Origin of the sequence: Parasphingorhabdus halotolerans, assembly GCF_012516475.1 — a bacterium.
GTDB lineage: Bacteria > Pseudomonadota > Alphaproteobacteria > Sphingomonadales > Sphingomonadaceae > Parasphingorhabdus > Parasphingorhabdus halotolerans.
In genome coordinates this window covers 579,930-606,526 of the sequence record NZ_CP051217.1, presented here as the reverse complement: position 1 = coordinate 606,526, position 26,597 = coordinate 579,930, and the positions used below count along the sequence as shown (strand labels likewise).

Annotated in this window: 27 protein-coding genes and 1 tRNA gene; 14 read left to right on the top strand and 14 right to left on the bottom strand. The window is 52.6% G+C overall.

Going from position 1 to position 26,597, the window contains the following annotated elements; translation table 11 throughout:
- The first annotated feature begins 88 nt into the window (after nt 1-88).
- A complete protein-coding gene (fabF, locus tag HF685_RS02905; RefSeq protein WP_168818226.1) occupies nt 89-1,342 on the top strand; it encodes a beta-ketoacyl-ACP synthase II in 1,254 nt (417 codons plus the stop codon).
- Between the two features lie 7 nt (nt 1,343-1,349).
- Entirely contained in the window at nt 1,350-2,321 is a 972-nt protein-coding gene (gene mltG / locus HF685_RS02900) for an endolytic transglycosylase MltG (protein ID WP_168818225.1), read from the top strand.
- A gap of 205 nt (nt 2,322-2,526) precedes the next feature.
- Here the strand turns inward: mltG and HF685_RS02895 are convergent, their stop codons facing one another.
- The 3 genes from HF685_RS02895 to leuA form a co-directional block, all read right to left on the bottom strand.
- The gene (locus HF685_RS02895) at nt 2,527-2,925 is read right to left on the bottom strand and encodes a VOC family protein (RefSeq protein ID WP_142788162.1); all 399 of its coding nucleotides are present in this window, start codon (nt 2,923-2,925) and stop codon (nt 2,527-2,529) included.
- A 273-nt stretch (nt 2,926-3,198) separates the two neighbouring features.
- Nucleotides 3,199-4,170, bottom strand: a complete 972-nt coding sequence (locus HF685_RS02890) for an NAD(P)H-dependent flavin oxidoreductase (protein WP_168818224.1) — start codon at nt 4,168-4,170, stop codon at nt 3,199-3,201.
- Between the two features lie 104 nt (nt 4,171-4,274).
- Nucleotides 4,275-5,933 carry a 2-isopropylmalate synthase gene (gene leuA, locus HF685_RS02885; RefSeq protein WP_168818223.1) on the bottom strand — a complete coding sequence of 553 codons (1,659 nt, stop codon included), beginning with the start codon at nt 5,931-5,933 and terminating at the stop codon, nt 4,275-4,277.
- Between the two features lie 250 nt (nt 5,934-6,183).
- On the opposite strand from leuA, the gene HF685_RS02880 reads away from it, so the two are divergent.
- Both HF685_RS02880 and HF685_RS02875 read left to right on the top strand, forming a co-directional pair.
- Nucleotides 6,184-6,798, top strand: coding sequence for a hypothetical protein (locus HF685_RS02880; RefSeq protein WP_168818222.1), 615 nt, complete (start codon nt 6,184-6,186; stop codon nt 6,796-6,798).
- 146 nt (nt 6,799-6,944) lie between these two features.
- Nucleotides 6,945-7,532, top strand: a complete 588-nt coding sequence (locus tag HF685_RS02875) for a YHS domain-containing (seleno)protein (protein WP_168818221.1) — start codon at nt 6,945-6,947, stop codon at nt 7,530-7,532.
- A gap of 57 nt (nt 7,533-7,589) precedes the next feature.
- On the opposite strand, the gene HF685_RS02870 is transcribed toward HF685_RS02875, so the two are convergent.
- The 6 genes from HF685_RS02870 to miaA form a co-directional block, all read right to left on the bottom strand.
- The gene (locus HF685_RS02870; RefSeq protein ID WP_168818220.1) at nt 7,590-8,264 is read right to left on the bottom strand and encodes a YceI family protein; all 675 of its coding nucleotides are present in this window, start codon (nt 8,262-8,264) and stop codon (nt 7,590-7,592) included.
- 70 nt (nt 8,265-8,334) lie between these two features.
- Nucleotides 8,335-9,354, bottom strand: a complete 1,020-nt coding sequence (gene ilvC / locus HF685_RS02865; RefSeq protein ID WP_168818219.1) for a ketol-acid reductoisomerase — start codon at nt 9,352-9,354, stop codon at nt 8,335-8,337.
- An 18-nt stretch (nt 9,355-9,372) separates the two neighbouring features.
- Nucleotides 9,373-9,741 carry a hypothetical protein gene (locus HF685_RS02860; RefSeq protein WP_168818218.1) on the bottom strand — a complete coding sequence of 123 codons (369 nt, stop codon included), beginning with the start codon at nt 9,739-9,741 and terminating at the stop codon, nt 9,373-9,375.
- The gene (ilvN, locus tag HF685_RS02855) at nt 9,738-10,253 is read right to left on the bottom strand and encodes an acetolactate synthase small subunit (protein ID WP_168818217.1); all 516 of its coding nucleotides are present in this window, start codon (nt 10,251-10,253) and stop codon (nt 9,738-9,740) included. Before ilvN ends, HF685_RS02860 begins: the two co-directional genes overlap by 4 nt.
- Entirely contained in the window at nt 10,253-11,998 is a 1,746-nt protein-coding gene (locus HF685_RS02850; protein ID WP_168818216.1) for an acetolactate synthase 3 large subunit, read from the bottom strand. The genes ilvN and HF685_RS02850 overlap by 1 nt, the downstream gene beginning before the upstream one ends.
- Nucleotides 11,999-12,138: 140 nt before the next feature.
- On the bottom strand, nt 12,139-13,083 hold the full coding sequence (miaA, locus tag HF685_RS02845; RefSeq protein ID WP_246218715.1) for a tRNA (adenosine(37)-N6)-dimethylallyltransferase MiaA: 945 nt from the start codon (nt 13,081-13,083) through the stop codon (nt 12,139-12,141).
- On the opposite strand from miaA, the gene serB reads away from it, so the two are divergent.
- Nucleotides 13,082-13,966 (top strand): phosphoserine phosphatase SerB, encoded by an 885-nt coding sequence (gene serB, locus HF685_RS02840; RefSeq protein WP_168818214.1) that lies wholly within the window; start codon nt 13,082-13,084, stop codon nt 13,964-13,966. The two genes, miaA and serB, sit on opposite strands and share 2 nt — an antisense overlap.
- A 13-nt stretch (nt 13,967-13,979) precedes the next feature.
- Here the strand turns inward: serB and HF685_RS02835 are convergent, their stop codons facing one another.
- Complete coding sequence (locus HF685_RS02835) at nt 13,980-14,996, bottom strand: SPOR domain-containing protein (protein WP_168818213.1); 1,017 nt, start codon at nt 14,994-14,996, stop codon at nt 13,980-13,982.
- A 274-nt stretch (nt 14,997-15,270) separates the two neighbouring features.
- Between HF685_RS02835 and HF685_RS02830 the strand changes: the two genes are divergently transcribed.
- From HF685_RS02830 to HF685_RS02820, 3 genes are read left to right on the top strand one after another with little or no spacing between them, the layout of a single operon-like run.
- Nucleotides 15,271-15,999 carry a ParA family protein gene (locus HF685_RS02830; protein ID WP_168821147.1) on the top strand — a complete coding sequence of 243 codons (729 nt, stop codon included), beginning with the start codon at nt 15,271-15,273 and terminating at the stop codon, nt 15,997-15,999.
- Nucleotides 16,000-16,016: 17 nt separating this feature from the next.
- Nucleotides 16,017-16,667, top strand: a complete 651-nt coding sequence (locus HF685_RS02825; RefSeq protein WP_168818212.1) for a hypothetical protein — start codon at nt 16,017-16,019, stop codon at nt 16,665-16,667.
- Between the two features lie 26 nt (nt 16,668-16,693).
- A complete protein-coding gene (locus tag HF685_RS02820) occupies nt 16,694-18,160 on the top strand; it encodes an SPOR domain-containing protein (RefSeq protein WP_168818211.1) in 1,467 nt (488 codons plus the stop codon).
- 37 nt (nt 18,161-18,197) lie between these two features.
- On the opposite strand, the gene HF685_RS02815 is transcribed toward HF685_RS02820, so the two are convergent.
- Genes HF685_RS02815 through HF685_RS02800 form a run of 4 tightly spaced genes read right to left on the bottom strand, consistent with a single transcriptional unit; the run spans nt 18,198 to nt 22,105 of the window.
- On the bottom strand, nt 18,198-19,418 hold the full coding sequence (locus HF685_RS02815) for a dihydroorotase (RefSeq protein WP_168818210.1): 1,221 nt from the start codon (nt 19,416-19,418) through the stop codon (nt 18,198-18,200).
- A complete protein-coding gene (locus HF685_RS02810) occupies nt 19,415-20,407 on the bottom strand; it encodes an aspartate carbamoyltransferase catalytic subunit (RefSeq protein ID WP_168818209.1) in 993 nt (330 codons plus the stop codon). The genes HF685_RS02815 and HF685_RS02810 overlap by 4 nt, the downstream gene beginning before the upstream one ends.
- Nucleotides 20,408-20,429: 22 nt before the next feature.
- Nucleotides 20,430-20,891: a Holliday junction resolvase RuvX gene (ruvX, locus tag HF685_RS02805; protein WP_168818208.1), complete on the bottom strand. Its 462-nt coding sequence runs from the start codon at nt 20,889-20,891 to the stop codon at nt 20,430-20,432.
- A complete protein-coding gene (locus HF685_RS02800) occupies nt 20,891-22,105 on the bottom strand; it encodes a DUF3089 domain-containing protein (RefSeq protein WP_343040075.1) in 1,215 nt (404 codons plus the stop codon). Before HF685_RS02800 ends, ruvX begins: the two co-directional genes overlap by 1 nt.
- A gap of 38 nt (nt 22,106-22,143) precedes the next feature.
- Between HF685_RS02800 and gatC the strand changes: the two genes are divergently transcribed.
- From gatC to HF685_RS02770, 6 genes are all read left to right on the top strand, one after another.
- Entirely contained in the window at nt 22,144-22,431 is a 288-nt protein-coding gene (gene gatC / locus HF685_RS02795) for an Asp-tRNA(Asn)/Glu-tRNA(Gln) amidotransferase subunit GatC (RefSeq protein WP_168818207.1), read from the top strand.
- Nucleotides 22,431-23,930, top strand: a complete 1,500-nt coding sequence (gene gatA / locus HF685_RS02790) for an Asp-tRNA(Asn)/Glu-tRNA(Gln) amidotransferase subunit GatA (RefSeq protein WP_168818206.1) — start codon at nt 22,431-22,433, stop codon at nt 23,928-23,930. Before gatC ends, gatA begins: the two co-directional genes overlap by 1 nt.
- Nucleotides 23,927-24,154, top strand: a complete 228-nt coding sequence (locus tag HF685_RS02785; protein ID WP_168818205.1) for a hypothetical protein — start codon at nt 23,927-23,929, stop codon at nt 24,152-24,154. The genes gatA and HF685_RS02785 overlap by 4 nt, the downstream gene beginning before the upstream one ends.
- Entirely contained in the window at nt 24,147-25,634 is a 1,488-nt protein-coding gene (gene gatB, locus HF685_RS02780; protein WP_168818204.1) for an Asp-tRNA(Asn)/Glu-tRNA(Gln) amidotransferase subunit GatB, read from the top strand. The genes HF685_RS02785 and gatB overlap by 8 nt, the downstream gene beginning before the upstream one ends.
- 41 nt (nt 25,635-25,675) lie before the next feature.
- On the top strand, nt 25,676-26,371 hold the full coding sequence (locus tag HF685_RS02775) for a hypothetical protein (protein WP_168818203.1): 696 nt from the start codon (nt 25,676-25,678) through the stop codon (nt 26,369-26,371).
- 88 nt (nt 26,372-26,459) lie between these two features.
- Nucleotides 26,460-26,544 (top strand) — tRNA-Leu (locus HF685_RS02770).
- The last annotated feature ends 53 nt before the right edge of the window (nt 26,545-26,597 follow it).

Below are 26,597 nucleotides of genomic sequence, written 5' to 3'. Positions count from 1 at the left end.
ACCGGCCTGGGAGTTTCCTGAACCGGTGGCCGTTTTTTATATCTGGAATATCTCGCCGCTGGCGGAATAACTGATTTAGGAGCTGAATATGCGTCGTGTCGTAGTGACCGGATTAGGTTTGGTGACACCTCTGGGCGGGGATGTGGAAACGACTTGGAGCAATATACTGGCTTCAAAATCAGGTGCGGGTCAGATCACGCGCTTTGACGCTTCTGATCAAAAATGTACAATCGCTTGCGAAGTGAAGCCAGCCGACCATGAATATGGTTTTGATCCCGATCTGCGGGTCGACCACAAGGTCCAGCGCCAGGTCGACCCATTTATCATTTACGGGATTGATGCGGCAGGACAGGCTCTGGAAGATGCCGGTCTCACCGATATGTCGGATGAAGACAAGCTTCGGACAGGTTGCTCTATCGGATCCGGTATCGGCGGATTGCCGGGGATTGAAAAAGAATCTCTGGTGCTTCACGAACGTGGCCCAAGCCGGGTCAGTCCGCATTTTGTCCACGGGCGGTTGATCAATCTCATTTCCGGTCAGGTGTCAATTAAATACGGCCTGATGGGTCCCAATCACGCGGTTGTTACAGCCTGTTCGACTGGCGCACACAGCATTGGCGATGCCGCGCGGATGATTGCGCTGGATGATGCCGACGTCATGCTCGCAGGCGGTGCAGAAGCAACGATTTGCCCCATCGGTATTGCCGGATTTGCGCAGGCTAAGGCACTTTCCACACGCAATGACAATCCGCAAGGCGCATCGCGACCCTATGACAAGAACCGTGACGGTTTTGTAATGGGTGAGGGCGCTGGCGTCGTCTGTCTGGAAGAATTTGAACGCGCCAAGGCGCGTGGAGCCCATATTTACGCCGAAGTGGTTGGATATGGCCTTTCTGGAGACGCCCACCATGTGACCGCCCCGCATCCTGACGGTGTTGGCGCTTACCGGTCGATGGAAATGGCTCTGAAACGTTCCGGTCTGTCCACCGCTGATATCGACTATGTCAATGCGCATGGCACATCAACTATGGCCGATACGCTGGAACTAGCAGCAGTGAAACGGCTGTTTGGAGATGATATCAAAACCATGTCGATGAGTTCGACCAAATCGGCCATTGGCCATTTACTGGGAGGCGCGGGGGCTGTGGAAGCCATATTCTGTATTTTGGCGATGCGCGACCAGATTGTTCCGCCGACGCTAAACCTCACCGATCCCGATGAAGGCTGTGAGGGGGTTGATCTGGTGCCATTGGTGGCCAAAAAGCGCAGCGTGAAAGCCGTGCTCAGCAACAGCTTCGGCTTTGGCGGCACAAATGCCAGCATCATCATGAAGGCTGTATAAGAAGAACATGCGCCGTTTTGGTTGCCTGATAATTGTTGTTGCGGCGATCATCTGTGCGCTGCTCGCCGGGAATTTCATCTATGGCTGGAATGCCAGCGGTCCGCTTGAAAATGAGCGAACGATTGTTATCAAGCCAGGCTCCAGCCTCGGACTTGCTGCAGAGGCGATGGAAGCGGAAGGCGTTATTAAATCTGCTGAAACATTTCTCAATCGGGCTAAAATATTTGGTGGTTCCGAGCCGATAAAGGCTGGCGAATTCCAGATCCCAGCCGGCGCTTCCAACGCCCAGATCCTGGAGATATTGCAAGGCGGGAAGGCTGTTCAGCGGCTTGTTACCATCCCCGAAGGCACACCATCAATCATTGTGTATGAAAAACTCATGGCGGAGAAACTGCTCAAAGGCGATATTCCGGTGCCTGCGGAAGGCTCTGTGCTGCCTGACAGCTACGCCTTTGAACGAGGAGAGCCACGGGCGGCGGTTTTGAAACGCATGCAAACGGCGATGGACAAGACAATCGAAGAACTCTGGCCCAAGAGAAAACCCGGCATCGTCGTTAAAAATCGAAACGAGTTGCTGACCTTGGCTTCCATCGTCGAAAAAGAGACCGCATTAGCCCGCGAACGGCGCACGGTTGCCGCAGTTTATAGCAATCGCGTGAAGAAAAATATGATGCTGCAGGCCGATCCGACGATCATATATCCGATTACCAAGGGCAAGCCATTAGGCCGCCGTATCCGGCAGTCGGAAATTGCCGCGGTCAATGATTATAACACCTATGCGATGATCGGTTTGCCCAAAGGACCGATCGCCAACCCCGGTCGATCCTCGATCGAAGCGGTGCTCAATCCGGTAGAAACAGAATATCTGTTTTTTGTGGCTGACGGAAAAGGCGGCCATGTGTTCGCCAGAACACTGCAAGAGCATAATGCCAATGTCGAGAAATGGTTCGCAATCCGCCGTCAACGCGGAGAAATGTGAAGCGCGAGAAAACGACGGACAATGTCCTTTAGCGAGGTGATAAGACTGCAATTGCTGCCATTCGGATAGCGCCCCAATTACGGACATTAGACGCGAATTTTTGATATCCCGAAAGCTGCTATGCGTTGCGTCTCAACATCAGAGCCGCAAAGGACCTAGCTGTCGACAACGTTGATAAGATTACCTGATGGGTCGCGGAAACGGATCAGGCAGGAAAATGAATTCCGCACAGTTTGTTGCCGTCGGGATCACGAAAATAGGCCAGTTCGATGGTGCCCATGGAGGCAGTTTCGCGCGGTCCGGGGGGAGCTTCGATCGAGGTTCCGCCAGCGGCAACGGCGGTATCGTGAAGCTGCTTCACCTGCTCGGGCGAGTCGCAGGAAAAGGCGACTGTGCTGCCGTTGGCGACGCTTGCCGGTTCGTCGTTGATCGGCTGGCTGACGATGAAGTTAGTTCCGTTGCCGTTATTGTAGATCAGGCGGGTATGGCCGCTGTCGGCGATGTTCCGCGTTCCTTCCCCTGCACCCAAGGTGCCGAGCACCGTGTCGTAGAAGCGCTTGGATTGTTCAATGTCGTTCGATCCGACCATGGTGTGAAAAAGCACGCATACTCTCCTGAAGGCTGATCGACTTCCGATCGCCATTAGCGGTCTCACCTAACGGGCACGTAATCCGCAGTCAACCCCGGCCCTCGGAATGTCCGCTATTGGATCGGCAGCCGACCGGCTGCTTCGCTGCGCTACCAGCTGAAAGCTGACAGTCAGTTATCGGCCCAAATGCGGTCATCCGAATATGATCTGTCCAATGGCAGCATCCCACCCAATTGCTGCCGATAAAATGGCCATTCTCAATTTCAACGCTCTTGGGACCAATCGGCGCTAGTAATCAAACCGCCCCTTCAAACTATCCCGCGCCGCCCGATATTCATTAGTCAGTTTATCAACCATTTCCTGCACGGAACGCACTTCATCGATGGCACCGATGCCCTGGCCGCTGCCCCAGATGTCTTTCCAGGCTTTTTTGTCGGTATTACCCCCGGAACCGAAGTTCATCGTTTTATAGTCACCTTGAGGCAAATTATCCGGATCAAGACCAGCGTTTTCGATGGAACCGCGCAAATAGTTGCCGCTGACGCCGGTGAACAGGTCGGAATACACAATGTCTTTGGCTTTGCCTTCAACAATGCCGTCCTTGTACCCCTGATCCGCATTGGCCTCTTTGGTCGCGATAAATGCGGAACCCATATAGCCAAGGTCCGCGCCCATGGCCTGCGCACCCAGTATCGAAGCACCGCAGCCAATGGCGCCAGACAGCGCAACCGGACCATCAAACCACTCGCGGATTTCCTGCATCAGCGCGAACGGGGATGTAACGCCGGCATGGCCGCCCGCGCCCGCAGCAACGGGAATAAGACCGTCAGCGCCTTTCTCGATCGCCTTGTGAGCAAATTTATCGTTGATAATGTCGTGAAGGGTTATCCCGCCCCAGCTGTGAACAGCCTTGTTCAGGTCTTCAATCGCGCCGAGCGATGTTATGATCAGCGGAACTTTCCACTTCGCACAGGTTTCCATGTCCTGATCGAGGCGGTCGTTTGATTTGTGGACTATCTGGTTTACCGCATACGGTGCTGCCGGTTTGTCAGGGTTGTCGCGGTTCCACGCCGCAAGTTCCTCGGTGATCTGGTGCATCCACTCGTCCAGCATTGATTGCGGGCGCGCATTGAGGGCAGGAAAGGAACCGACAATGCCGGCTTTGCACTGGGCAATCACCAGCTCTGGACCGGAAACAATAAATAATGGTGATCCGATAAGTGGCAGGCGCAGATTGTCAAAAATTGCTGGTAAAGTCATAAATTCCCCATTGGATAGATGCGTTTATCGGGACATATACGAAGGCCCGTTCGATGCTACTGTTATTTTAATCGAACAATTAAGAAAGATGCCCTTTCGATCACCTAAATCCGGTTTACGGCGCTGAGCAAGGCCTCAACTGATGCGCGCGCGACATCGCTATTAATCCCGACACCATAAAATTCACGCCCGTCAGCGGATTTGCACTCAATATAAGCGGCGGCCTGCGCGTCTTTGCCAGAACCCAGCGCATGTTCTGAATAGTCCATTATCTCCAGTTCAACGCCGAGCGCAGAAGAAACCGCATCAACCACGCTGGATATCAACCCGTTGCCGCGCCCACTGACAGAGATTGTGCCATCCGGTCCTTTAACCTTACCGACAAATATCCGGTCGGTTCCGGATTTACTTTCGTCATAGTCGACCAGGCTATATCGTCCGCTGCCATCAAGGTGATAGCGCTGTCGGAATACACCCCAGATATCTTCGGACGATAGCTCGCGGCTCGTTTCATCGGCCAGTTCCTGGACCGTCCGGCTGAAATTGGCTTGCAGGCGCTTGGGCAGTTTCAGTCCCTGATCCTGTTCCAATATCCAGGCAATACCGCCCTTGCCAGACTGGCTGTTAACCCGGATGACCGCTTCATAGTCGCGGCCAATATCACGCGGATCAATCGGCAAATAGGGAACATTCCACAGCTCGTCATTGCGCTGTTCTTGCGCCGTGAAACCCTTTTTAATCGCATCCTGATGCGAACCGGAAAAGGCGGTGAACACCAGTTCGCCCGCATAAGGGTGGCGGGCAGGAACCGGCAACTGGTTGCAATATTCTACCGTTTTGACAATCTCGTCCATGTTCGAAAAATCAATTTCTGGATCAATACCTTGAGTATACATATTCAGGCCCAATGTCACCAAATCCACATTGCCAGTGCGCTCGCCATTGCCGAACAAGCAACCTTCCACCCGGTCTGCACCAGCCATCAAGCCCAGTTCGGATGCGGCTATTCCGGAGCCGCGATCATTATGAGTGTGCAGACTGATTATAACATGGTCGCGCTTGCTGATATGCTTGCACATCCATTCGACCTGATCAGCGTAGATATTGGGGGTGGACGCTTCCACCGTAGCAGGAAGGTTCAAAATCAACGGTTTTTCAGCTGTCGGCTCCAGTATTTCCATCACCGCCTCGACGACTTCCAAACTGAAATCCAGTTCAGCAGTTGAAAATGTTTCCGGTGAATATTCAAAATGCCAGTCGGTATCGGGATATTTCTCCGCCTGTTCGCGTAATATCGAAGCACCTTCACGGGCGATATCCTTGACGCCTTGTTTGTCCAGCTTGAACACGACATCGCGCCAGGCAGGGGAGACCGCGTTATAAAGATGCACAATCGCCTGCTTCGCTCCTTCAAGGCTGGCAAAACTGGTTTCGATCAGGTCCCGGCGGGATTGGGTCAAAACTTGCACCATGACGTCATCCGGGATCTTGCCTGATTTCACGAGACCAGAGATAAAATCAAAGTCGGTAGCGCCCGCAGACGGAAAGCCAACTTCAATTTCCTTGATCCCGATTTTTATCAGTAAATCAAAAAAACGTTGCTTCTTTTGCGCGTCCATCGGGTCAATTAGAGCCTGATTGCCGTCGCGCAGATCGGTCGAGAGCCAGCGTGGGGCTTTGGTTATGGTTTTTGACGGCCACTGCCGATCTGGCAAATCAATTTGCGGAAACGGGCGATATTTATGTGATGGATTTGGGTGCATGGTTCTTCTCTTATGCTGCTCGCGAGACAGCGCAAAGGTCAATCTCGGTCCGTTGATTTCATTTGGTGGAAAATCATCCCTTAGGCGGGGTGCTGCGGCTTGCGCGCAGCGGCAATGGCACGCCTAAGGGCGGGTAAGTCGAAGGAGTATTAGTTCAGACCGTTGCATCATTTCCATATCCAGAATTCACCAATATTTGTCCAGCGCTAATTTGCTTGAGCCGAACTCCGGACAGGCATATATGGAATGCATGAGCAGCCGTTTTTTGATCATTGCGGTTCTGATGTCCGCTACAGTCGCACAAGCGCAGGACGATGATCGTCATCCTGTCGCCGAAAACAACAATTGGTCGATCATGGATTCCGATTGCTCGATCGATGCCGAATGGGCTGATGGCAAGGGTGTAGTAGTGAGCTTGCACGAAGGTCATTATGATCTTGAAGTCTATTATCCCAAATTCAAAGGGGTTATTGGAGAGAAGGTCATTCCAGTAAAAATTGGCGCTGGGGAACATTTTGCTGATGCCAAAACATACGATGTTCTTGGATATAATGTACCGGAGAACAAGTCTTACACCGCCGGGATCACAGACGATCTGTTGGATCGCATCGCCGAAAGCAACGCTTTGCAATTATATCGCGGTAACATCTTGCTGGCGGACCTGGATGTGTCGGGTTTCCGCGAAGCATTTACAAAGCTGAAATCGTGCGAAGCAGAGAAGAACGATGCAGCAGCCCTCGCGGCAGATGATGCGATGGCTTCCGATAGCTATGCGGAGGGCATGTCGGATGCGGCGGCTGATGCAGCCGCGGCAGCAGCAGAGGCCGTCGACAATGCTGCCGTGGACGCCATGAAGCCGCAATAAAAAATACTATTTTTCAATACTTTGATAATTATTTTTGATTGACTGAAACTTTTACAGGCGAACTCGCGAAATATCTCTTGAGGGTTACAGCCTAAACAGAATTTCTCTCTATCAAAGCTGTTTCGCCGAATGAGAAGGACATTCAAATGAAATCGAAATTTCTGGCGATCACAATGATCGCATTTCTACCCATCGCCTGTTCACCGCCCGCAGCGGATGATGCAGCCGATACCGACACCGGCTCAACTGTTACCGAAACTGGCGATACTATGCCTGGCACAGATATGCCTATGATCGATTTTGCACGGGTCACTGATGACATGCAGGGCCCGGTATTTATCGATCCCAAAGGCCCGGCAAATGTTGCTGTAAGCGGCTATGATCCGGTAAGTTATTTTGAGGGCGACGGCGTTCCTGTTAAAGGATCAAAAGATTTCGGCGTGAAATATAACGATTTTGACTATTATTTTTCCAGCGCTGCAAATGCTGAAAAGTTCAAGGCCGATCCGGCTGCCTTTGCGCCGCAATATGGTGGACATTGCGCATGGGCGATGTCCCGTGGCCGTCTCGCTTCAGGTGATCCGACGAAGTACAAGATTGTTGATGGCAAGCTCTATCTGAATTTTAATCAAATGGTGCAGGACACCTGGCTGACAGATATTCCCGGATTTATCGAGAAAGCCGACGCCGCGTGGCCGAAGGTTCCCGAAGATGCGACTTTTGATAATCAGTAATTATTGACGTCGACATTGAAAAGCGGCGAAGACCAACTCTTCGCCGCTTTTTTTGGTCTATTGCTTTTCAAACGCCACGCTGATCTTGAGGTGGACCTCATCCGAGACGACCGGAATACCGTACATTACACCGAAATCCGAACGCTTGATGATCGTTTTTCCGTGGAAGCCGACCGTTTCTTTCTTGTTGAACGGATTGGTACCGGCACCGGAAAATTTTGCATCAATGGTGACGGGTTTGGTGACACCATTCAGGGTCAGGTCGCCATTGATTGTCGCATCGGTCCCGTTTTCGGCGACTTTTACTGCCGTTGACACAAAGCGGGCAGCATCCGGTTCAGGGCCGAAGAAATCCGGGTTTCCACCTTCTTCCTTGGGTGCGCGCAGAAGGTGGCCGGTAAGACCTTCACTCGCGGTTGTAACCTCGGCCACCGGAATGCTGATATCGACTTTTGCCGCTTGTGGATTGACGGGATCAAGTTGCATGGTGCCAGTTATATTGCCGAACAGGCCGATATAATCGTTGAACCCAAAGTGACTGACCTTCCAGCTAACAAGGGTATGGCCTGGATCAGTAGCGTAGCTACCCGCTGCCACCCGGCTTGTATCCATCTGGCCGGGAATCGACGGATCAGGTGCCTTTCCGTGATTATCAGCGATTGCGGGAATAGCTATCGCAATAGCCACGGCGGCGGCTCCCACGGGTAACATTGCCTTGAACTTCCTATGCATTGGGGGACTCCTTTTGATCAATCGCCATAAACTAGCGACCGATCATCCCAATTGCCAGCGAGTTCGTGGTTTAGTTTTTCTCTTTATCCACCAGCTTGTTAGCGCCAATCCAGGGCATCATCGCGCGAAGCTGCGCGCCGGTTTCCTCAATCGGGTGGGCTTCAGCGGCTTTGCGGGCAGCTTTGAGTTCCGGTTGTCCAGCGCGGTTATCCAGAACGAAGTTTTTCACAAAGCGACCGGATTGAATATCGGCCAATACGCGTTTCATTTCCGCTTTGGTTTCAGCAGTGATGATGCGTGGTCCAGTTGTAATATCGCCATATTCTGCGGTGTTGGAGATGGAATAGCGCATATTGGCAATCCCGCCTTCATAAAGCAGATCAACGATCAGCTTGGTTTCGTGCAGACATTCAAAATAGGCCATTTCCGGAGCATAACCGGCTTCGGTCAGTGTTTCGAACCCGGCCTGGATAAGATGGGTGATGCCACCGCAAAGAACGGCTTGCTCACCGAACAGATCGGTTTCACACTCTTCACGGAAATTGGTTTCGATAATCCCGGAACGTCCGCCACCAACGCCGGAGGCATAGGCCAGCGCAACATCATGGGCATTGCCGGAAACATCGCGGTCGATTGCGATCAGGCACGGAACACCGCCACCGCGTTGATATTCGCTGCGCACTGTGTGACCGGGCCCTTTGGGCGCGATCATGATAACATCAAGATCTTCCCGCGCTTCGATCAGACCAAAGTGGATATTGAGACCGTGCGCGAAGGCGAGGGCGGCACCCTGCTTCATATTGTCATGCAAATCATCGGCGTAAATCGCGGCCTGATGCTCGTCTGGCGCAAGAATCATTACGATATCAGCCCACTTTGCCGCATCCTGATTGGTCATAACTTTGAAGCCAGCGCTTTCTGCTTTCTTGGCAGTCGCAGAACCAGCTCGGAGCGCAATCGCGACGTCGTTTACACCGCTATCGCGCAAGTTCTGCGCATGAGCATGGCCCTGGCTGCCATAACCGACAATTGCGATTTTCTTGTCTTTGATCAGGCCGAGGTCGGCGTCGGCGTCGTAATAAACTTTCATCAAATGGTCCTTTGAATTTTAGATGATTGCAATAATGGTGAGTATTCCGATGGCAAAGAGAAAGGGCCATCCGATATGTCTGCCTTTAGTGACGACAGCATCGTAAACTCCGGAAAGTAAAAACACGCCTCCAGTTATCGCCAGTAGCATTTTGTCCGCAGTCTCAAAACGTTGTGCGGCATCGAACAGAATATAGACTGCAATCAATCCCAGTAAGCTCGTGAAATGCCAAGCGAAACGGATGACCTGCTTTGCCAGATCGGCTTGCATCACGCCATCGTTGGATTTAACCAGCGGCGTTATCAGACGATTTTCCCCGACAATCGAGTGGATTAACAACGTAGCCACCGCAAGACATGCGGCGAGAAAGAGCAGTATTTCATTCATCCGGCGTTCGGACCGCGTCCGACTGCAACAACCCCTGTTCGGCCGACTTCAACGAGCCCAACTTCTCGCATGAGCGCCACAAAGGTTTGAATTTTCTCAGGCGCACCCGTGATCTCAAAAATAAAGCTCTCGGTAGACGCATCGACAATCCGCGCGCGATAGGCATCGGCAAGACGCATGGCCTCGATCCGGTTATCGCCTTTGCCTGCGACTTTAACCAATGCCAGTTCACGTTGCACGTGTGGTCCGGATTCCGTCAGATCCCGAACGCTGTGGACGGGCACAAGCCGGTCGAGCTGGTGGATAATCTGTTCGATAACATGTGGAGGACCGTTGGTGGCGATTGTAATCCGGCTAATTGCGTGATCTTCGCTGATATCAGCCACAGTCAGGCTTTCGATATTGTAACCGCGTGCGGTGAACATACCCGCGATACGCGCCAAAATACCGGCCTCGTTGTCCACGAGAACGGCGAGAACATGGCGTTCGACGGCTTCGTCTTGAATATGCATTATACAAGTGCCTTTGCAGTATCGTCCATCGTGCCTTTTACGTCCTCTGCGGTAAGCAGCATTTCGGTATGCGCTGCGCCAGACGGAATCATCGGGAAGCAATTGGCGAGTTTTGCGACCCGGCAATCCACTAAAACAGGGCCGTCGGTATTGATCATCTTGTCGATTCCGGCTTCCAGATCAGCAGGATCTTCGATACGGATACCGGTCCAGTCGTAACTCTCGGCAAGCTTCACAAAATCTGGAAGACTATCGCTGTAACTATTTGAATAACGGCTCTCATAGGTCAATTCCTGCCACTGGCGGACCATGCCCATATACTCATTATTGAGAATGAATATTTTCACTGGCAGCCGATATTGGGTTGCGGTGCCCAGCTCCTGAATATTCATCTGGATCGACGCTTCACCGGCAATATCTATGACCAACGCGTCAGGATCACCGAGTTGCGCCCCAATCGCCGCCGGCAGGCCATAGCCCATTGTCCCCAAGCCGCCGCTGGTCAGCCATTTATTGGGTAATTCAAAATCAAAATGCTGCGCCGCCCACATCTGATGCTGGCCAACTTCGGTTGTGATGATCGGGCTACGCTCATGCGTTGCTTCCCACAACTTGCGGATGGCAAGTTGCGGCATGATTTCTTCTTTGTTTTCCGGGAATTCGAGACAATTGGTTGCGCGCCAGCCTTTGATCCGCGCCCACCATTCGTCATATCCCGGAGCCGAGAACTTGCGCCCCTTCAGAACCGCCAGTAATTGTTCCATCACCCGGCCAACGTCGCCAACAATCGGCAGATCAACGCGGATGGTCTTGTTGATGGACGACCGGTCGATATCGACATGGATTTTTGTGCTATTTGGCGAAAATGCGTCAATCCGGCCTGTGATACGATCATCAAAGCGAGCGCCAAGGCAGATAACCAGATCGGCCTTGTTCATCGCCATATTTGCTTCAAAAGTGCCGTGCATGCCCAACATGCCAAGCCATTGATCGGACGAGGCAGGAAATGCGCCAAGACCCATCAATGTTGAAGTAACCGGTGCGCCCATTAGCGCCGCCAATTCCTGCAATGTCTGGCTGGCTTTTGGTCCGCTGTTTATGATACCGCCGCCGGTATAGAGCACCGGTGCTTTGGCCTTCATGATCAGTTCGGCAGCTTCGTTAATCGCTTTGAAATCGCCTTCAGTCTGCGGTTGATAGCGGCCATTATGTTTGCCGTTATGGCGCGAAAACTCAGCTTCGGCGACTTGCACGTTTTTGGGAATATCGATCACAACCGGGCCAGGGCGGCCTTGTGTGGCAATATGAAAAGCTTCCTGAACAACGCCCGCCAGGTCCGAGGGTTTTTTCACCAGATAATTATGTTTGGTGCAATGCCGCGTTATGCCGACGGTATCTGCTTCCTGAAAGGCATCTGAGCCGATCAGATTGGTCGCAACCTGACCGGTTATGACCACCATCGGAATGCTGTCCATCAACGCATCGGTTATGCCAGTGACTGCGTTGGTTGCGCCGGGACCGGAGGTGACCAGCACAACGCCGGGTTTGCCAGTGGAGCGCGCATAGCCCTCAGCCGCATGGGTGGCGGCCTGTTCATGGCGCACAAGAATATGCTTGATTTTCGGGTGCTCATAGAGCGCGTCATAAATCGGCAAGACTGCGCCGCCAGGATAACCGAATACGGTATCCACGCCGAGTTCCATCAGGGTTTCGACCAATATATCTGCGCCGGATTTTTCGGCCACGTGATGCTCCATTAACTGTGCCAACCTAGGGAGGACGGCGGTTTGATAGGCGATGCGGTCTTTGTGTGCAATGCACAACTTCTGGGACAAAGCCGCATAAAGTCCGGCTCGCTACACACACTATTATGTTATGTCAACATCTAATATTGTAATATAGTTTCAATATTGTTGATAATGTCGTTATTTAATATCTCTTCCAACCGTTTCCATTCCGGTGGGGACTGATTGCGAAACCAGGTATATTGCCGCTTCGCATAGCGGCGGGTTGCCATTTGCGCATTTGATATTGCGGTATCTCGATCAATCTCGTCCCTTAGCATTGCGGCAATATCCCGCACACCAATGGCGCGCATAACCGGACAATCGTTGCGCAGATTAAGGCTCAGAAGATGCCGCACCTCGTCGGTCGCACCGCCGTTCATCATAATCTCAAACCGCAAGTCACAGCGCCCGTAAAGCCAATCGCGCGGTGGCAGCAATATCAACGGCTTTAGCAAAATGTCGCTCGCTATGCCGCCTGTCATATGCTGATGCCAATAGTCCAGCGGGTGGCCAGTCGAACGCACAACTTCCAAAGCGCGCATAATCCGGCTTGTATCTGTGGGATTCAGGCGCTTTGCCGATATAGGGTCTTCTGCGAGAAGCGCGGTTTGAGCCTCCATCGTCTCCATCGCCCTGATTTCAGCGCGGATTTCTGGATCAATTTCCGGGATGGGAGCGATACCGTTGAGCAGCGTCCTTATATAAAGGCCCGTCCCACCCACTAATATCGGTAGATGGTCTTTTTCATGGGCGGACGTAATTGCCGTCTTGGCGTCATTTGCCCAGCGCGCCGCTGAACAAGCTTCGGCACCGTTTATATATCCATATAACTTGTGCGGTACGCCTTCCATTTCCGATTCCGTAGGCCTTGCGCTCAATATTTGCAGATCACGATACACTTGCGCGCTGTCGGCGTTGATTATCACCGATTGCCGGTTTTGCAGGGCTTGCTTTTTGGCCAGCTCCAGTGCCAATGCGGATTTACCGCTGGCGGTTGGGCCAACGATCAATACCACTTCCTTTTGTTTATTCGGAGAAATCATGCTCATCGCCACGCTAATAGCAGCAGAAACGTTGAAAAAGGGAGAGCTAAATTCGGCTCGGGATATGCTCGTTGCTGGAGGCTGTGTGATTGCCGAAACCGGTGAGATTATTGACGGCAGAGTGGTGGATATTTTCTTTGAAGGATCAATGGAAGATGGGCGTGACGCCTTGACGTCACTAGATGGTGTGACTGATATTGCCGTTCAACCCGCTGAAAATCGTGAGAAAAAACTACTGATATCCGATATGGATAGCACCATGATAACCGTCGAATGTATCGACGAACTCGCAGATTACGCGGGCATCAAGGCCCAAATAGCGGAAATCACCGAGCGCGCGATGCAGGGCGAACTCGATTTTGAAGAGGCCTTGCGGGGCAGGGTAGCTTTGCTGGCTGGTCTTGAAGTCTCGGCAATCCAGCGCTGCCTTGATGATCGAGTAAAGATCATGCCGGGGGCCGAAATTCTGGTAAAGACGATGGCACAACGCGGCGCAAAAACGATTTTGGTGTCTGGTGGTTTCACCAGCTTTGCAGAACCGGTTGCCAGGCAAATCGGGTTTGAGCGGTTCGAGGCCAATGTGCTGGGAGCAGCGCAAGAAAAACTAACGGGTGCTCTCAATGGGCCGATAGTTGACGCGAGCCGCAAAGCAGAAATATTGCAATCCGCGGCGGGAAAACATGGTTTGCAGCTCGCAGATTGCATTGCTGTAGGGGACGGAGCTAATGATATCCCCATGATACAGGCGGCAGGAATGGGCGTGGCTTATCATGCCAAACCCAAAGCGGCACAGGCCGCAGATGTAGCTATCCAGCACAACGATTTAACGGCGCTGCTATATATTCAGGGCATTGCATCCACTGACTGGGCTAAAACCGGATAAAAGCAACGCGGCATTAACGCGCTTTTACGATGCAGGCGTTTCCGGTCGCCTTAACATTGCTGCACATGGTCTCGGCCTGCGCGCGGGTCGCAAATGGTCCGGCTTGCAAGCGGGTTATGCCGCCCGCTTTCACCAGATAGGGTTGTGTATTTGCGAGGGCGGTAACGCGGGATTCCAAGTTGCCCCACAGGTTTTTTGCCTTATTCTCATCGCTAAAGGCACCCAATTGCACGCGCCATTTTCCATCAGCCACTGCTTGAACCGGAGCCGCCGCTGCAGCAACAACAGTTGCTGGAGGCGGGTTGGTATATGTCGCGCCCGGAGCGGTTGGAACGGGCTGCGGTACTGGAGCGGGCGCTGGGGGTATTGCTTGCGATGGTGGCAACTGGGCGGTTTGTATCGGCCCAGAAGGTTGGGCAGGGCGTAACCCGCCAACTTGCGCTGTACGTACACGCTTTTCTTGCTGCTCCATCTGCCCGGCCAACTCAATAGCGGCCCGGCGTTTATCGATCGGGATATATTTATCCATCTGCGCCATATTGGACGTAGCCTGCGGGAGGCCTTGCGAAGACGCGCGTGTCATCAGCGCATAGGCGCGCACCCAGTCTTTTTCGACAAAGTCGCCATTAAAGTGGCCGGTACCCAGAACATATTGCGCACGCGGCTCGCCGCGGTTGGCTGATTCTTGTAAATAAGGTAGCGCTTCGGACCGCCGATTGCTCTGGAACAGAATCAATCCGTAATTGTCCTGTGCCTGAAGATGGCCCTGATCAGCGGCTTTCCTGTACCACTTTTCAGCTTCACTCAGATCCATCGGAACGCCACGACCCAGTTTGTAAGCTTGTGCCAGATTGAATTGCGCATCCGCATTTCCGGAAGCCGCAGGCCCCCGCCACTCAGCAATCGCGGCTTTAAAGTCACCGCGGCCCCAGGCATCGACGCCGTCTTTAACATCGGCGAATGAGGGGGCTGCAAATCCGAATGCTGCTGTAACGAACAGCAATTTCAATGCGGCAATTGAATTTTTCATACGGGAAACCCCCTGAATTAATATGGTCAGCAAATCATAAAAGCTTGATGTTAAGCAATATTTGCCACGGACGCTAATACGCGCAGGCTGGATGTGTCTAGCAAAAACAATATGAGCAAGACATGAATCCTCGTCTAACGTGATGTAACTTTTTTTGGTCTCGGAAAAAAACATTGGTGTCGCGTTAACCCTATTTTAGCGCTGCTGTGTCAGACAGGCCCCTAAATATTGATTGAAGCGTCCCAATGGACCTTGAATGAACAAGGGGAATGATGTGCGAGTTTTAGCGATGGCATCGCAAAAAGGCGGTTCAGGCAAGACAACATTGTCTGGCCATCTCGCCGTTCAGGCGGAACTAGCCGGCGCCGGCCCGGTCGTCCTAATCGATATCGATCCGCAAGGGTCACTGGCTGATTGGTGGAACGAACGCGAAGCAGAACTTCCCGCATTTGCGCAAACCACCGTATCCCGCCTCGCGGCTGATCTGGCAATTTTGCGCCAGCAAGGCTTCAAGCTTGCCGTCATTGATACGCCGCCTGCTATTACCATGGCCATCCAAAGCGTTATCTCGGTCGCTGAACTGATTGTTATACCTACGCGGCCAAGTCCCCATGATTTGCGCGCCGTTGGAGCGACCGTTGATTTATGTGATCGAGCCGGAAAACCTCTGTTGTTTGTTGTAAACGGCGCGACACCAAAAGCAAAAATTACTTCTGAAGCAGCTGTCGCCCTTTCACAACATGGCACGGTCGCTCCGATTACCGTGCATCACCGAACCGATTTTGCCGGTTCGATGATCGACGGACGGACGGTCATGGAAATTGATCCGGACGGCCGCTCATCGCAGGAAATTATTCAACTCTGGAGCTATATTTCTGATCGGCTTGAAAAGAACTTCCGCCGGACAGTATTTTCCGCTCCCAGCTTATCACATAGCGCAAGCCAGGGATTTCAGCGCCCCGGTTCCGGCACCGGCTTTGGTCGCCGGGTTATTGGTTCTTGATGGAAAGGGCCGATAAAATGAGCGAACCCAAACCACTGGCATCTTTGTCTTCCTCCTTGCTGGCCCGCAAAGGCGGCGCCAAGCCGGCCATGCGTCGTCAGGGATTGAATTTCCCTGATCAGGAGTTTTCCAGCGATGATCCGCATGAGGACCTGGGCTGGAATGACATGGGTTACGACGTGAACCCAGATCACGAAGCATTTGACGCAAACGAAATTAACCTTAATCCGCTTGCAGGCGCGATTCCAGAAGCGCTTCCGGCTGTGAAACAGCAGCAGGAAGAAATCGCCGAGAAGCTTGGCACAAAACCCGAAACGGTTTTGACGAACAAGCCGGTGCGTGAAACCGATGCTCCGCCTCCAGCGCCGCTATCCATTTCTCGCGAAGTTGCGCCACTGGCGGAGCATAGCGCTGTAGTGAAAGCTGCTCAGGATTATAATCAGCGACCAAAACGGGTGCGGCCAGCAACCAAATCCAGAACGAGCAAAGCGAAAACCGCATTTACGCTTCGTTTGGACCCGGAACGGCATTTGAAACTGCGATTGGCAACAGCCGTAAAGAACGTTTCGGCACAGCAATTGGTAACCAAAGCTGTCGACGAATATTTGAAGACTATTCCTGAACTAGAAGAACTGGCGGAGCGTGTACCAGCACGCGGCGCTGCATAATTGATTTTGATTGCGAGGGCATTGATATGAAACGCGATATGATACTGAAACTTGCTGCTTCGACCATGGTAATGGGCACCGTGCTTACAGGCTGCGGCCCGTTTGGCGGCGGGTCTGTGGCATCTTCGTCCAGCAAACCGGCATCGGTAAAAGATGGTCCGCGATATGCGAAAAAAGCGACCAAGGCACTTGCCAAAGGCGAAACAGATAAAGCGATCGCATTTGCCGAACGCTCTGTTGCAGCGGTTGGCAACGATGCCGAGACCCGCGCTTTGCTTGGTCAATCCTATATGACAGCAGGCCGCTTCAGCTCTGCTGAACGCAGCTTTGAAGATGCGATGGAACTGGGTAAAGTCGACGCTCGCACGGTATTGAGCCTGAGCCTCGCGCAGCTTGCGCAAGGCAAAGCCGATGAAGCGAAACGCGTCGTTGCCGATAACCGCCAGTATATTCCGACCGCCGACTATGGTTTGGCGTTGGCTTTGGCTGGCGATTCAAAAACAGCAATTGCTGTACTTGAACAGGCCATTCGCAATTCTGATGCAACCGGGCGCACCCGCCAGAACCTGGGCTTGGCCTACGCTTTGGATGGTCGCTGGAGAGAAGCCAAGCTGCTAGCGTCACAGGATATGACACCGGCAACTGTCGACAAACGGATAATGCAATGGGCTCAAATGGCTCGTCCTGGTGCCTATGAGACCCGCGTGGCATCTTTGCTAAACATCACACCAATGCCGAATGATCCCGGTCAACCAATGCGTTTGGCGCTGAATGCGGCTCCTACCGTTGATGCAATCGCTCAAACAAGCCCGTCACAAGATTATAGCCGTGAAGTGGCGAGCTTTGACCGCAACACGCCATTGCCAGCAGTTGGCCCGGCACCACGTCAATCTGCGGAAGTAGATTTTACGGCTAAAGAAAATAACGTGAAGGTTACGAAAGTTGACCTGCCTGCAAGCATGTCTGCCAAGCCGGTTGCTGTCGCTCCTGCCGCTGCACCATTGATCAAGGCAGTGCCTTCGCCCGAGAAAATTTTGCCAGCTGACAAGTTCATTGTTGAAGGTGAAAAAGCGCCAGCAGCCAAACCTGCTCCAGTGAGAACAGCAGCGATTCAGGCTGTATCTGCGGTAAAACCGGTCATGCAGCAAGTTGCGTTTACACCAAAGCCACAAGCGGTATCCTCTGGAACGCATCTGGTACAACTTGGTGCGTATTCATCAGCCGAAGGTGCGAAACGGGCATGGGGCATTCTTTCTTCCCAAAATGCTGACCTTGTGGCTTTCAAATATGCAAGCTCACGCGTAACCGTGAAGGGCAAAACACTCTATCGTTTGGCTGCTATGGGTTTTGGCAATGCGCAAACTGCAGAAGCCATGTGTGCGGGCATTAAGGCCAAGGGTGGCAATTGCATTGTGCGTAACGTTCCTGGGGTCTCTAAAACCAGCCCGACTCGTATGGCCAGCACAGCTCCGAAGAAACTTGCTGTACGCTAAAATAATTCAAGATCGCAAATATATGAGGGCGGGAGCGCTAGAGCGCTTTTCCGCCCTTATATATGGCTTTGACACGGCCCTGCACGGGCAGCTTGTCAAACGGCGTGTTCCCCGCTGATGCCGCCATTTTGCGGGCATCTACCTGCCAGGGAGCGTCAGGATCAATCAAAATAAAGTCTGCTTCGTAACCCGGCGCGATTTTTCCGGCTTTGACGCCGAGAATTTTAGCAGGAGACTCTGACAACAGCTGGAACAACCGGTTCATGCTGATCGTTTCATCGCGAACAAGGTTAAGCGATAACGCGAGCAGGGTCTCCGCGCCCGCCATTCCGGATTGGGCCTCAGCAAACGGTAGACGTTTGTCCTCTGGTCCGCGCGGATCATGTCCGGATGATATGACATCAATTGTTCCGTCTTTTATCGCTGCAAGGCAGGCTTGCCGATCATCTTCGCACCGCAGAGGAGGCGACAGTTTCGCAAAAGTTTTGAAATCGCTGACTGCAATGTCAGACAGGAAAAGGTGGGCAGGTGTAATTCCGCAGGTCACAGGCAAGCCTTCCGCTTTGGCTTCCCGAACAAGATCCAATGCCTGTTTCGTGGTCACTTGCCGGAAATGGACATGAGCGCCGCTTTCGTGAACCAGCGCAATGTCGCGCGCGATGGACAAGGCTTCGGCTGACGCAGGGGCACTGGATAGCCCAAGTCTGGTTGCCGTTTCTCCGGACGTTGCAACAGCATTTCCAGCCAATCCACCATCTTCGCTGTGCACGATCACCGGCATATCAAGGGCTTTGCAATATTGCAGCAGTCTGAGCATGATACCACTGTCGGAAATCCACCGACGTCCGGTGGAAACGGACCGCGCACCAGCCTGTTTCATCAGACCGATTTCTGCCAATTCCTTGCCCGCCAAACCTTTGGTCGCTGCCGCGAGCGGGTGAGACCAGAGATCAGGTTTTCCCTCGGTAGCGTTGTGTTTGATCATCGCTGGCAAATCGAGAACCGGAGACTGGTCGGGCATCAATGCGGCACGGGTGATCCCGCCGAAATGAAAGGCCGGTTTATCTATGGCAAATACGCCAAGGTCGACAATGCCGGGTGCCGTTATCGCATTGCCGCAATCGACAATTATTGAATCAGATGAGTCGCTTGCATCGCCAACCTGCGATATTTTGTCACCTTCTACATATATTGATTGGGTTTCCAGAAGGTCAGATCCTGGCAAGATCGGGCGGGCATTGGAAAAGACTGTCTTCATGACCAGCCCTCCACTTCCCGTGAGCGTCTTGTCAGCACATCCAGACAAGCCATCCGCACGGCAACACCCATTTCTACCTGTTCCGTGATCGCCGAACGTTTGGCATCATCAGCGACATCGCTACTGATTTCAATGCCGCGGTTCATCGGTCCGGGATGCATAACCAGAGCATCAGGTTTTGCCTTCTTCAGTCGCTCTTTGGTGAGGCCATAGAGATAATGATATTCCCGAGGACTGGGAATGAAATCCCCGTTCATCCGTTCATTCTGGAGTCGAAGCATCATCACTACGTCTGCGCCATCCAGCGCAGCGTCGAAATCGCTAAATGATTCCACATTCATTCGATCCAGGGCGGCGGGCAGAAGTGATGGCGGCCCGCAAACGCGAACCTTTGCCCCCAATGTCGTCAGGCAATAGATGTTAGACCGTGCCACCCGGCTGTGCATCACATCACCGCATATTGTCACTGTAAGCCCGCTAATGTCGCCTTTGCGGCGCTGTATGGTCAGCGCATCGAGCAGCGCTTGTGTAGGATGCTCATGGCTGCCATCGCCGGCATTGAGCACGGGGCAATCAACCTTATCGGCAATCAACTGGACTGCGCCCGAACTGCCATGACGAATGACTATGGCATCGGCGCGCATGGCGTTGAGTGTAACGGCGGTGTCGATCAGGGTTTCGCCCTTTTTCAGGCTGGATTGCGCGGCATGCATATTCACAACATCTGCGCCCATGCGCTTGCCCGCAATCTCGAACGAAAGAAGCGTTCTGGTGCTGTTTTCGAAGAACGCATTTATGACTGTGAGGCCGTCGAGTCGGTCAGCATGCTTGCTGGATTTGCGGTTTAAATCGACCCATTGCTCCGCCTCTTTAAGGAGGAACAAAATCTCCCAGGGTTGCAATCCTGCAATACCCAATAGATGGCGATGTGGGAAAGCATCAGAACCGGAAGGAAACTGATGAGGCGAACTGGTGGATGGCGATGTCATTAAAACGAGGTCTATAAGCGTCTCAACCCGATGCGGCAAGCCCGTCTATTGCGCCTTGCAATATATAGGCTGCCGCCATCTTGTCGATTACCTTGCCACGCTTCTTGCGGGTGACGTCAGACGCAATCAGATCACGCTCCACAGCTTGCGTGCTCCAGCGTTCGTCCCATAGCAGAATCGGCAAGCCCAATGGTTTGAGATTTTGCGCGAAAGCCTTGGCCGCCTGGGTCTGTTTGCTCATGCTGCCATCGAGGTTCAACGGCAGTCCCGCCACCAGACCAACAATATTCTGCTCGGCAATAACCGCCGTTATCCGTTCCAGGTCCTTGGAAAATTTGCGCCGCTCGATCGTTTCAGCTGCCGTGGCAAAAGTCCATTGGGCATCGCATAGCGCCAGACCAACGGTTTTGGTGCCAATATCAAGTCCCAGCAGTCGCCCACCATCTGGCAAAGCAGACAGGAACACTGCTTTGTCATCTGTCATCAACGCGCGAGAAATGTCTGCATCCTCCGCAAGACGTCAGCCCGGATATTGGACCAGAACAGGCTGTAATCGTAAACATGATAGTTATTGCCGGGCAGGGTATAGGGGCCAAGATCAGGTGGATCACCGATCAGCAGGAACCCGCGATCATCACAGCGAGCCGGAACAGCGCCTGCCACCAGGGTTGCATCGCTCAATTCGTTATTCGGCACCAGAGTCCCCAGATTCATCTCCGCCTTGGCCTCGGATCGCAAATCTCCATTTATCGGATTGGTGCAAAGCAGCTTGGTATCTTTCCGTGGTTCCCCGTTAAACCCGATTGTTGTGTCGTAAACTTCGATAATCCGTCCATATTCAGCAGGTTCGGCAAAACTTTCCCAGCCCAATATACATTTGGCTTGATCGGGCGCTTCGCAAACAGTGAGGCCCATTGCCGGCACATCTGCGTCGACTGAAACGGGCCATCCGACAACATAGGCGGCAACGATGCGATTGGCGAGTGGGGTTCCGGCAACGCGATCTTTCAGCAAATTGGTAAGATGAAGGCTACCCTGACTATGACCAGCCAGCACAATTGGCTGGTTTTCCGGAATATGCTCAATGAAATAATCAAATGCGATGAGGACATCCTGATAGGCGGCATCGAGCGCCATTTGGCCTTCAGGCTTTTCTGTCAGAAACGCTCCGATGGTAGCTTGCCGGTAACGCGGCGCCCAAACGTCGCCGATCTGGTTGAATGCGCTGGCCTGACCGCGCAGGAATATACGCGCAAGAGCCTGCGATTCTTTATCGTCCAATGGAGCGTTCCATCGGTCCCTTTTCGTAAAGGACGTGGGATGAATGAAGAAAACAGCAGCCCGGCTTTTCTCGCTGATCGGCGATTCCCCTTCCTCGAAGCCAGTGGGGAGCCAGAGAGCAGGGTTGTTTTTGGTCAATTCTGGTCGTGCGAGCCACATAGACTTTTCAGCATAGACATTATCTTCGAGCACGGCTTGCTGCTCAAATTCCGTATCCGGTACAAAGGCGATTTCCATCAAATCTTCACCGTAAACACGGTAGACAAATGCACCAAGGATCACCAAAAAGGTCAAGCCTGCGACAAAATATAAAAACTTACGCGCCAATTTTTTACTCCAATAGGCTGAAACCCGCTCATTCAACTTGAAGCGGCTTCGCGCCAATGCTAGCGGCGCGAGATACACAATTTCATCCATTAATACCGCAAAAAATATGAACCGGAATAGAATGTACAATGTCAGTCGATAAAGACACCGTAAAAAAAATCGCCAGCCTGTCGCGGATTGCGATCAGTGAGGCCGAGGCCGATGCGCTGGTCCCCGAGCTTAATAATATTCTGGGATGGGTCGAGCAACTGGGTGAAGTGAACACCAAAAATGTTCAGCCAATGACCGCAGTAATCCCAAATAAACTGCGTCTGCGCGAGGATGTTGTGACCGATGGCGAAATTCGCGAGAAGGTGCTGGCGAATGCGCCTGCGGCAGAACATGGCTTTTTCGGCGTGCCCAAGGTGATTGAATAATGACCGAAATATTTGAACTGGGCATAGCGGATATCCGCAGCGGCATTTCCGCCGGTGATTTTACCGCCAAAGAAGTGGCTGAAACGTTTATAAGCCGCGTGAGCGCGGCCAAGTCGCTCAATGCGTTTCTGGTTGAAACACCTGAACATGCTCTTGCGGCGGCTGATGCGGCCGACAAGGCCAAAGCTGCGGGTGAAAAACTAGGCAAAATGGCTGGTGTGCCGATTGGTATGAAAGATCTGTTTTGCACGCAAGGCGTGGCGACGACTGCGGCAAGCGGCATTCTAGAAGGCTTCGTGCCGCAATATGAGTCCACCATTTCCTCCAACCTGTTCAAGGCCGGGGCAGGGATGCTCGGCAAGTTGAATATGGACCAGTTTGCGATGGGTTCGTCCAATGAGACCAGCGCCTTTGGCAATGTTATTTCTCCTTGGCGGCGCAATGATGGCGGCAATACTGATCTGGCGCCGGGCGGTTCTTCAGGCGGCAGCGCCGCGGCTGTATCCGGGCGCATTGCTCCGGCGGCGACGGGCACCGATACCGGCGGCTCCATCCGTCAACCTGCTGCGTTTGTCGGCATTACTGGCTTTAAACCAACCTACGGGCGTTGCTCGCGCTGGGGCACGATTGCTTTTGCAAGCTCGCTCGATCAGGCCGGGCCGATGGCCCGCGATACGCGTGATTGCGCAATAATGCTGGGAGCGATGGCTGGTTTTGATGCGAAAGACTCCACTTCGCTTGATCTCCCGGTCCCTGATTGGGAAGCGGCGCTCAACAGCAATCTGGCGGGCAAGAAAATCGGTATTCCCAAGGAATATCGCGTCGATAATATGCCGCCCGAAATTGATGCGCTCTGGCAGCAGGGCATAGAATGGATGAAGGATGCAGGCGCGACCATCGTTGAGGTCTCCCTGCCACACACCAAATATGCGCTGCCTGCTTACTATATCATAGCTCCAGCGGAGGCTTCGTCGAATCTGGCGCGTTATGACGGCGTGCGTTACGGCCTGCGTGAGATGCCTAGCCAAGAAAAAGGGGAACGCGCAGGGCTGCAGGATATGTACGCCGCAACCCGCGAAGCTGGTTTTGGACCAGAAGTGAAGCGCCGGATCATGATCGGCACATATGTGCTGTCTGCTGGCTTTTATGACGCCTACTACACGCAGGCGCAAAAAGTTCGCACGTTGATTTCGCAGGATTTCGACAAGGCTTGGGAAAGCTGCGACTTGCTGCTGACGCCAACCGCGCCAAGCGCGGCTTTCGGATTGGGCGAGAAAAGCGATGATCCGCTGGCGATGTATTTGAACGACGTGTTCACGGTGCCAAGTTCACTCGCCGGATTACCAGCGATGTCTGTTCCCGGCGGGTTGGACATGCAAGGCTTGCCGCTGGGATTGCAGATTATCGGCAAGGCGCTGGATGAGCAGAGCGTGTTTAACGCTGGACTGGCCTTGGAAGAGCGAGCTGGGTTTGTGGCCAAGCCGGAGCAATGGTGGTGAATGAACTGAAATCTCCTCAAAAGTGGGGGTTTCGAAAACCTTTTGCTGTGGCTGCTACACTAGCATTAACTCTATCTTTGATTGAATTGTTAAGCGGTTTGTCAAAATTTGACGGGAATTTTGTAGTAACATTTTTCACAACGGTGATCGGTTTTGCGTTCTGGGCATATCTAATTGTTAGAATTCGTAATTGGTTTATATTTAAGCGGAAAAATAATGACTGAATCAAAATATCTAATACAGGGCGCAACGGGCGATTGGGAGGTCGTAATCGGCCTTGAAGTCCATGCGCAAATTACCTCCAACGCAAAGCTTTTCTCTGGCGCATCCACCGAATTTGGCGCCGAACCGAACACGCAGGTCAGTCTCGTAGACGCCGCGATGCCCGGAATGCTACCCACGCTGAACGGCGAATGCGTCCGTCAGGCGGTGCGCACCGGCCTTGCGATCAATGCGCAGATCAACAAATATTCACGCTTTGACCGGAAAAATTATTTCTACGCCGATTTGCCGCAGGGGTATCAGATTTCCCAGCTTTATCATCCGATTGTGGGTGAGGGCGTTGTCCAGATTTCGCTCGATGAAAAAGACCCTGACGCGCACGGCAAGGCGATTGGTGTCGAACGTATCCATATCGAGCAGGACGCCGGCAAGCTGATGCACGACCAGCATCCAACCATGTCCTACGTCGACCTCAACCGTTGCGGTGTTGCGCTGATGGAGATTGTCTCCAAGCCGGATATGGCTTCTCCCAAGGAAGCAGCGGCCTATGTGCGGAAATTGCGCTCAATTCTTCGTTATGTCGGCAGCTGTGATGGTAATATGGAGCAGGGCTCGATGCGCGCCGATGTAAATGTCAGCGTCCGCAAACCGGGCGGCGAGCTTGGCACGCGCACGGAAACCAAAAACGTCAACTCGATGCGCTTCATCCAGCAGGTGATTGAATATGAAGCCCAGCGTCAGGTCAATCTGATCGAAGACGGCGGCGAAGTGGTGCAGGAAACACGTCTGTTTGACACCGACAAGGGCGTTACTCGTTCCATGCGTTCCAAAGAGGATGCGCATGATTATCGCTATTTCCCCGACCCGGACTTGCTACCGCTGGAACTGGAAGATGATTTCATTTTCGATTGCAAAGCGAGCCTGCCCGAACTCCCTGACGAGAAACGCGCGCGTTACAAGAACGTGCTGGGGCTGAGCGCATACAATGCGGCCATTCTGACGGCAGATCACGAAACCGCGATGTGGTTTGAGGAATTGCTTGAAACCACCGACAAGCCCGAAGAAATTGCCAGTTCTGCGGCAAATTGGCTGACCTCCGAGCTATTCGGTGCGCTCAACAAAATGGGCGTCGGCATCGAAAACAGCCCGGTATCGCCAGCACAGGCAGCAGAATTGCTAGGCTTGGTCGCAGATGGCACCATTTCGGGGAAAATCGCGAAGCAGGTCTTTGAAATCATGCTCGAAACCGGAGACGGTGCAGCGAAAATAGTTGAAGATCAGGGCCTAAAACAGGAGTCCGATACGGGCGCGATCGAAGCGGTGATCGCTGACGTCATTGCGTCAAACCAGGATAAAGTAGAACAATATCGCGGTGGCAAGGACAAGCTGTTCGGCTTCTTTGTAGGGCAAACCATGAAGGCGATGCAGGGCAAAGCCAATCCGCAAGTGGTGAATGAATTGCTGAAGAAAACTCTTGCTTGAATTGATACTGACGCTAATGTTATTCCCATAGGGGAAACAGTATGAATTTGCGCTATGCTTTGATAACTATGCTCTTTTTGTCGGCCTGTTCAACAACTAAAGTAAATTACACGCCGGTTACTCAGCAAATAAGTGAACCGCCGCTAAATACGTCAACTGAAACGCCTATTGGCGGTGCCATGTTAAAACAGGGCGCATTAACTGAGACAAAAGGGATAGCTCTTGCTCAGAAAAATAACATCAATAATTACACTTTTTCAAAGGGTTTTTATCCTCAAATTGGAGAGGACGCAGAATATACCTATCATTCATACCAGATGGGACTAGGTCTCAGTGGTTTTGGTGGATTGATGATAACGGGAGGATTGCTCGGCCCAATGCAAAACGATGTTGTTTCGCTCCGCGCGACAAAAGGTAGCAACCAATTGTGTGTCGATAGAAGTATGGGTGCCAAAGCTTGTGACACTGAGATCGGCTACACGCGAACAACTAAGCCGATTGTTAGCGAAGCAAACTTTCAACAGACGCTAATATACAGCGGACGTGTCGGAGACCGAATTAAAGTCGGCTATCGAGAGTTTTCAGGTAATAACGCTCGCCCGGCGTTTTCAAATGAGGTTGATTACGACCTATCTCAATCGATGGAGATCGCCTACAAGGGCGCTCTGATTATGGTTGAAGAAGCGGATAACAAGAAAATTCGCTACACTGTGATCAAAAATTTCAACACAGATTAACGACTAAACCGCTCTTGCCCTTCACGTGCCTTTCCGCTAGGCGCGCGTGTCAATCGAACTTCGATAGATTTTGAATAGCATAAATTGGGCGGGCGTGGCGGAATTGGTAGACGCGCCAGATTTAGGTTCTGGTATCTTAGGGTGTGGGGGTTCGAGTCCCTTCGCCCGCACCAAATGTGCTAAGAAACATCTGACGAAAAATTTGAACATAATGAAAGCTTTGTAG

Bases quoted from the DNA above. Each gene is read 5' to 3' on its own strand.
- fabF (WP_168818226.1), top strand. From the start codon at position 89: ATGCGTCGTGTCGTAGTGACCGGATTAGGTTTGGTGACACCTCTGGGC.
- mltG (WP_168818225.1), top strand. From the start codon at position 1,350: ATGCGCCGTTTTGGTTGCCTGATAATTGTTGTTGCGGCGATCATCTGT.
- HF685_RS02890 (WP_168818224.1), bottom strand. From the start codon at position 4,170: ATGACTTTACCAGCAATTTTTGACAATCTGCGCCTGCCACTTATCGGA.
- leuA (WP_168818223.1), bottom strand. From the start codon at position 5,933: ATGCACCCAAATCCATCACATAAATATCGCCCGTTTCCGCAAATTGAT.
- HF685_RS02880 (WP_168818222.1), top strand. From the start codon at position 6,184: ATGAGCAGCCGTTTTTTGATCATTGCGGTTCTGATGTCCGCTACAGTC.
- HF685_RS02875 (WP_168818221.1), top strand. From the start codon at position 6,945: ATGAAATCGAAATTTCTGGCGATCACAATGATCGCATTTCTACCCATC.
- HF685_RS02870 (WP_168818220.1), bottom strand. From the start codon at position 8,264: ATGCATAGGAAGTTCAAGGCAATGTTACCCGTGGGAGCCGCCGCCGTG.
- ilvC (WP_168818219.1), bottom strand. From the start codon at position 9,354: ATGAAAGTTTATTACGACGCCGACGCCGACCTCGGCCTGATCAAAGAC.
- HF685_RS02860 (WP_168818218.1), bottom strand. From the start codon at position 9,741: ATGAATGAAATACTGCTCTTTCTCGCCGCATGTCTTGCGGTGGCTACG.
- ilvN (WP_168818217.1), bottom strand. From the start codon at position 10,253: ATGCATATTCAAGACGAAGCCGTCGAACGCCATGTTCTCGCCGTTCTC.
- serB (WP_168818214.1), top strand. From the start codon at position 13,082: ATGCTCATCGCCACGCTAATAGCAGCAGAAACGTTGAAAAAGGGAGAG.
- miaA (WP_246218715.1), bottom strand. From the start codon at position 13,083: ATGATTTCTCCGAATAAACAAAAGGAAGTGGTATTGATCGTTGGCCCA.
- HF685_RS02835 (WP_168818213.1), bottom strand. From the start codon at position 14,996: ATGAAAAATTCAATTGCCGCATTGAAATTGCTGTTCGTTACAGCAGCA.
- HF685_RS02825 (WP_168818212.1), top strand. From the start codon at position 16,017: ATGAGCGAACCCAAACCACTGGCATCTTTGTCTTCCTCCTTGCTGGCC.
- HF685_RS02820 (WP_168818211.1), top strand. From the start codon at position 16,694: ATGAAACGCGATATGATACTGAAACTTGCTGCTTCGACCATGGTAATG.
- HF685_RS02815 (WP_168818210.1), bottom strand. From the start codon at position 19,418: ATGAAGACAGTCTTTTCCAATGCCCGCCCGATCTTGCCAGGATCTGAC.
- HF685_RS02810 (WP_168818209.1), bottom strand. From the start codon at position 20,407: ATGACATCGCCATCCACCAGTTCGCCTCATCAGTTTCCTTCCGGTTCT.
- ruvX (WP_168818208.1), bottom strand. From the start codon at position 20,891: ATGACAGATGACAAAGCAGTGTTCCTGTCTGCTTTGCCAGATGGTGGG.
- HF685_RS02800 (WP_343040075.1), bottom strand. From the start codon at position 22,105: ATGGATGAAATTGTGTATCTCGCGCCGCTAGCATTGGCGCGAAGCCGC.
- gatC (WP_168818207.1), top strand. From the start codon at position 22,144: ATGTCAGTCGATAAAGACACCGTAAAAAAAATCGCCAGCCTGTCGCGG.
- gatA (WP_168818206.1), top strand. From the start codon at position 22,431: ATGACCGAAATATTTGAACTGGGCATAGCGGATATCCGCAGCGGCATT.
- gatB (WP_168818204.1), top strand. From the start codon at position 24,147: ATGACTGAATCAAAATATCTAATACAGGGCGCAACGGGCGATTGGGAG.
- HF685_RS02775 (WP_168818203.1), top strand. From the start codon at position 25,676: ATGAATTTGCGCTATGCTTTGATAACTATGCTCTTTTTGTCGGCCTGT.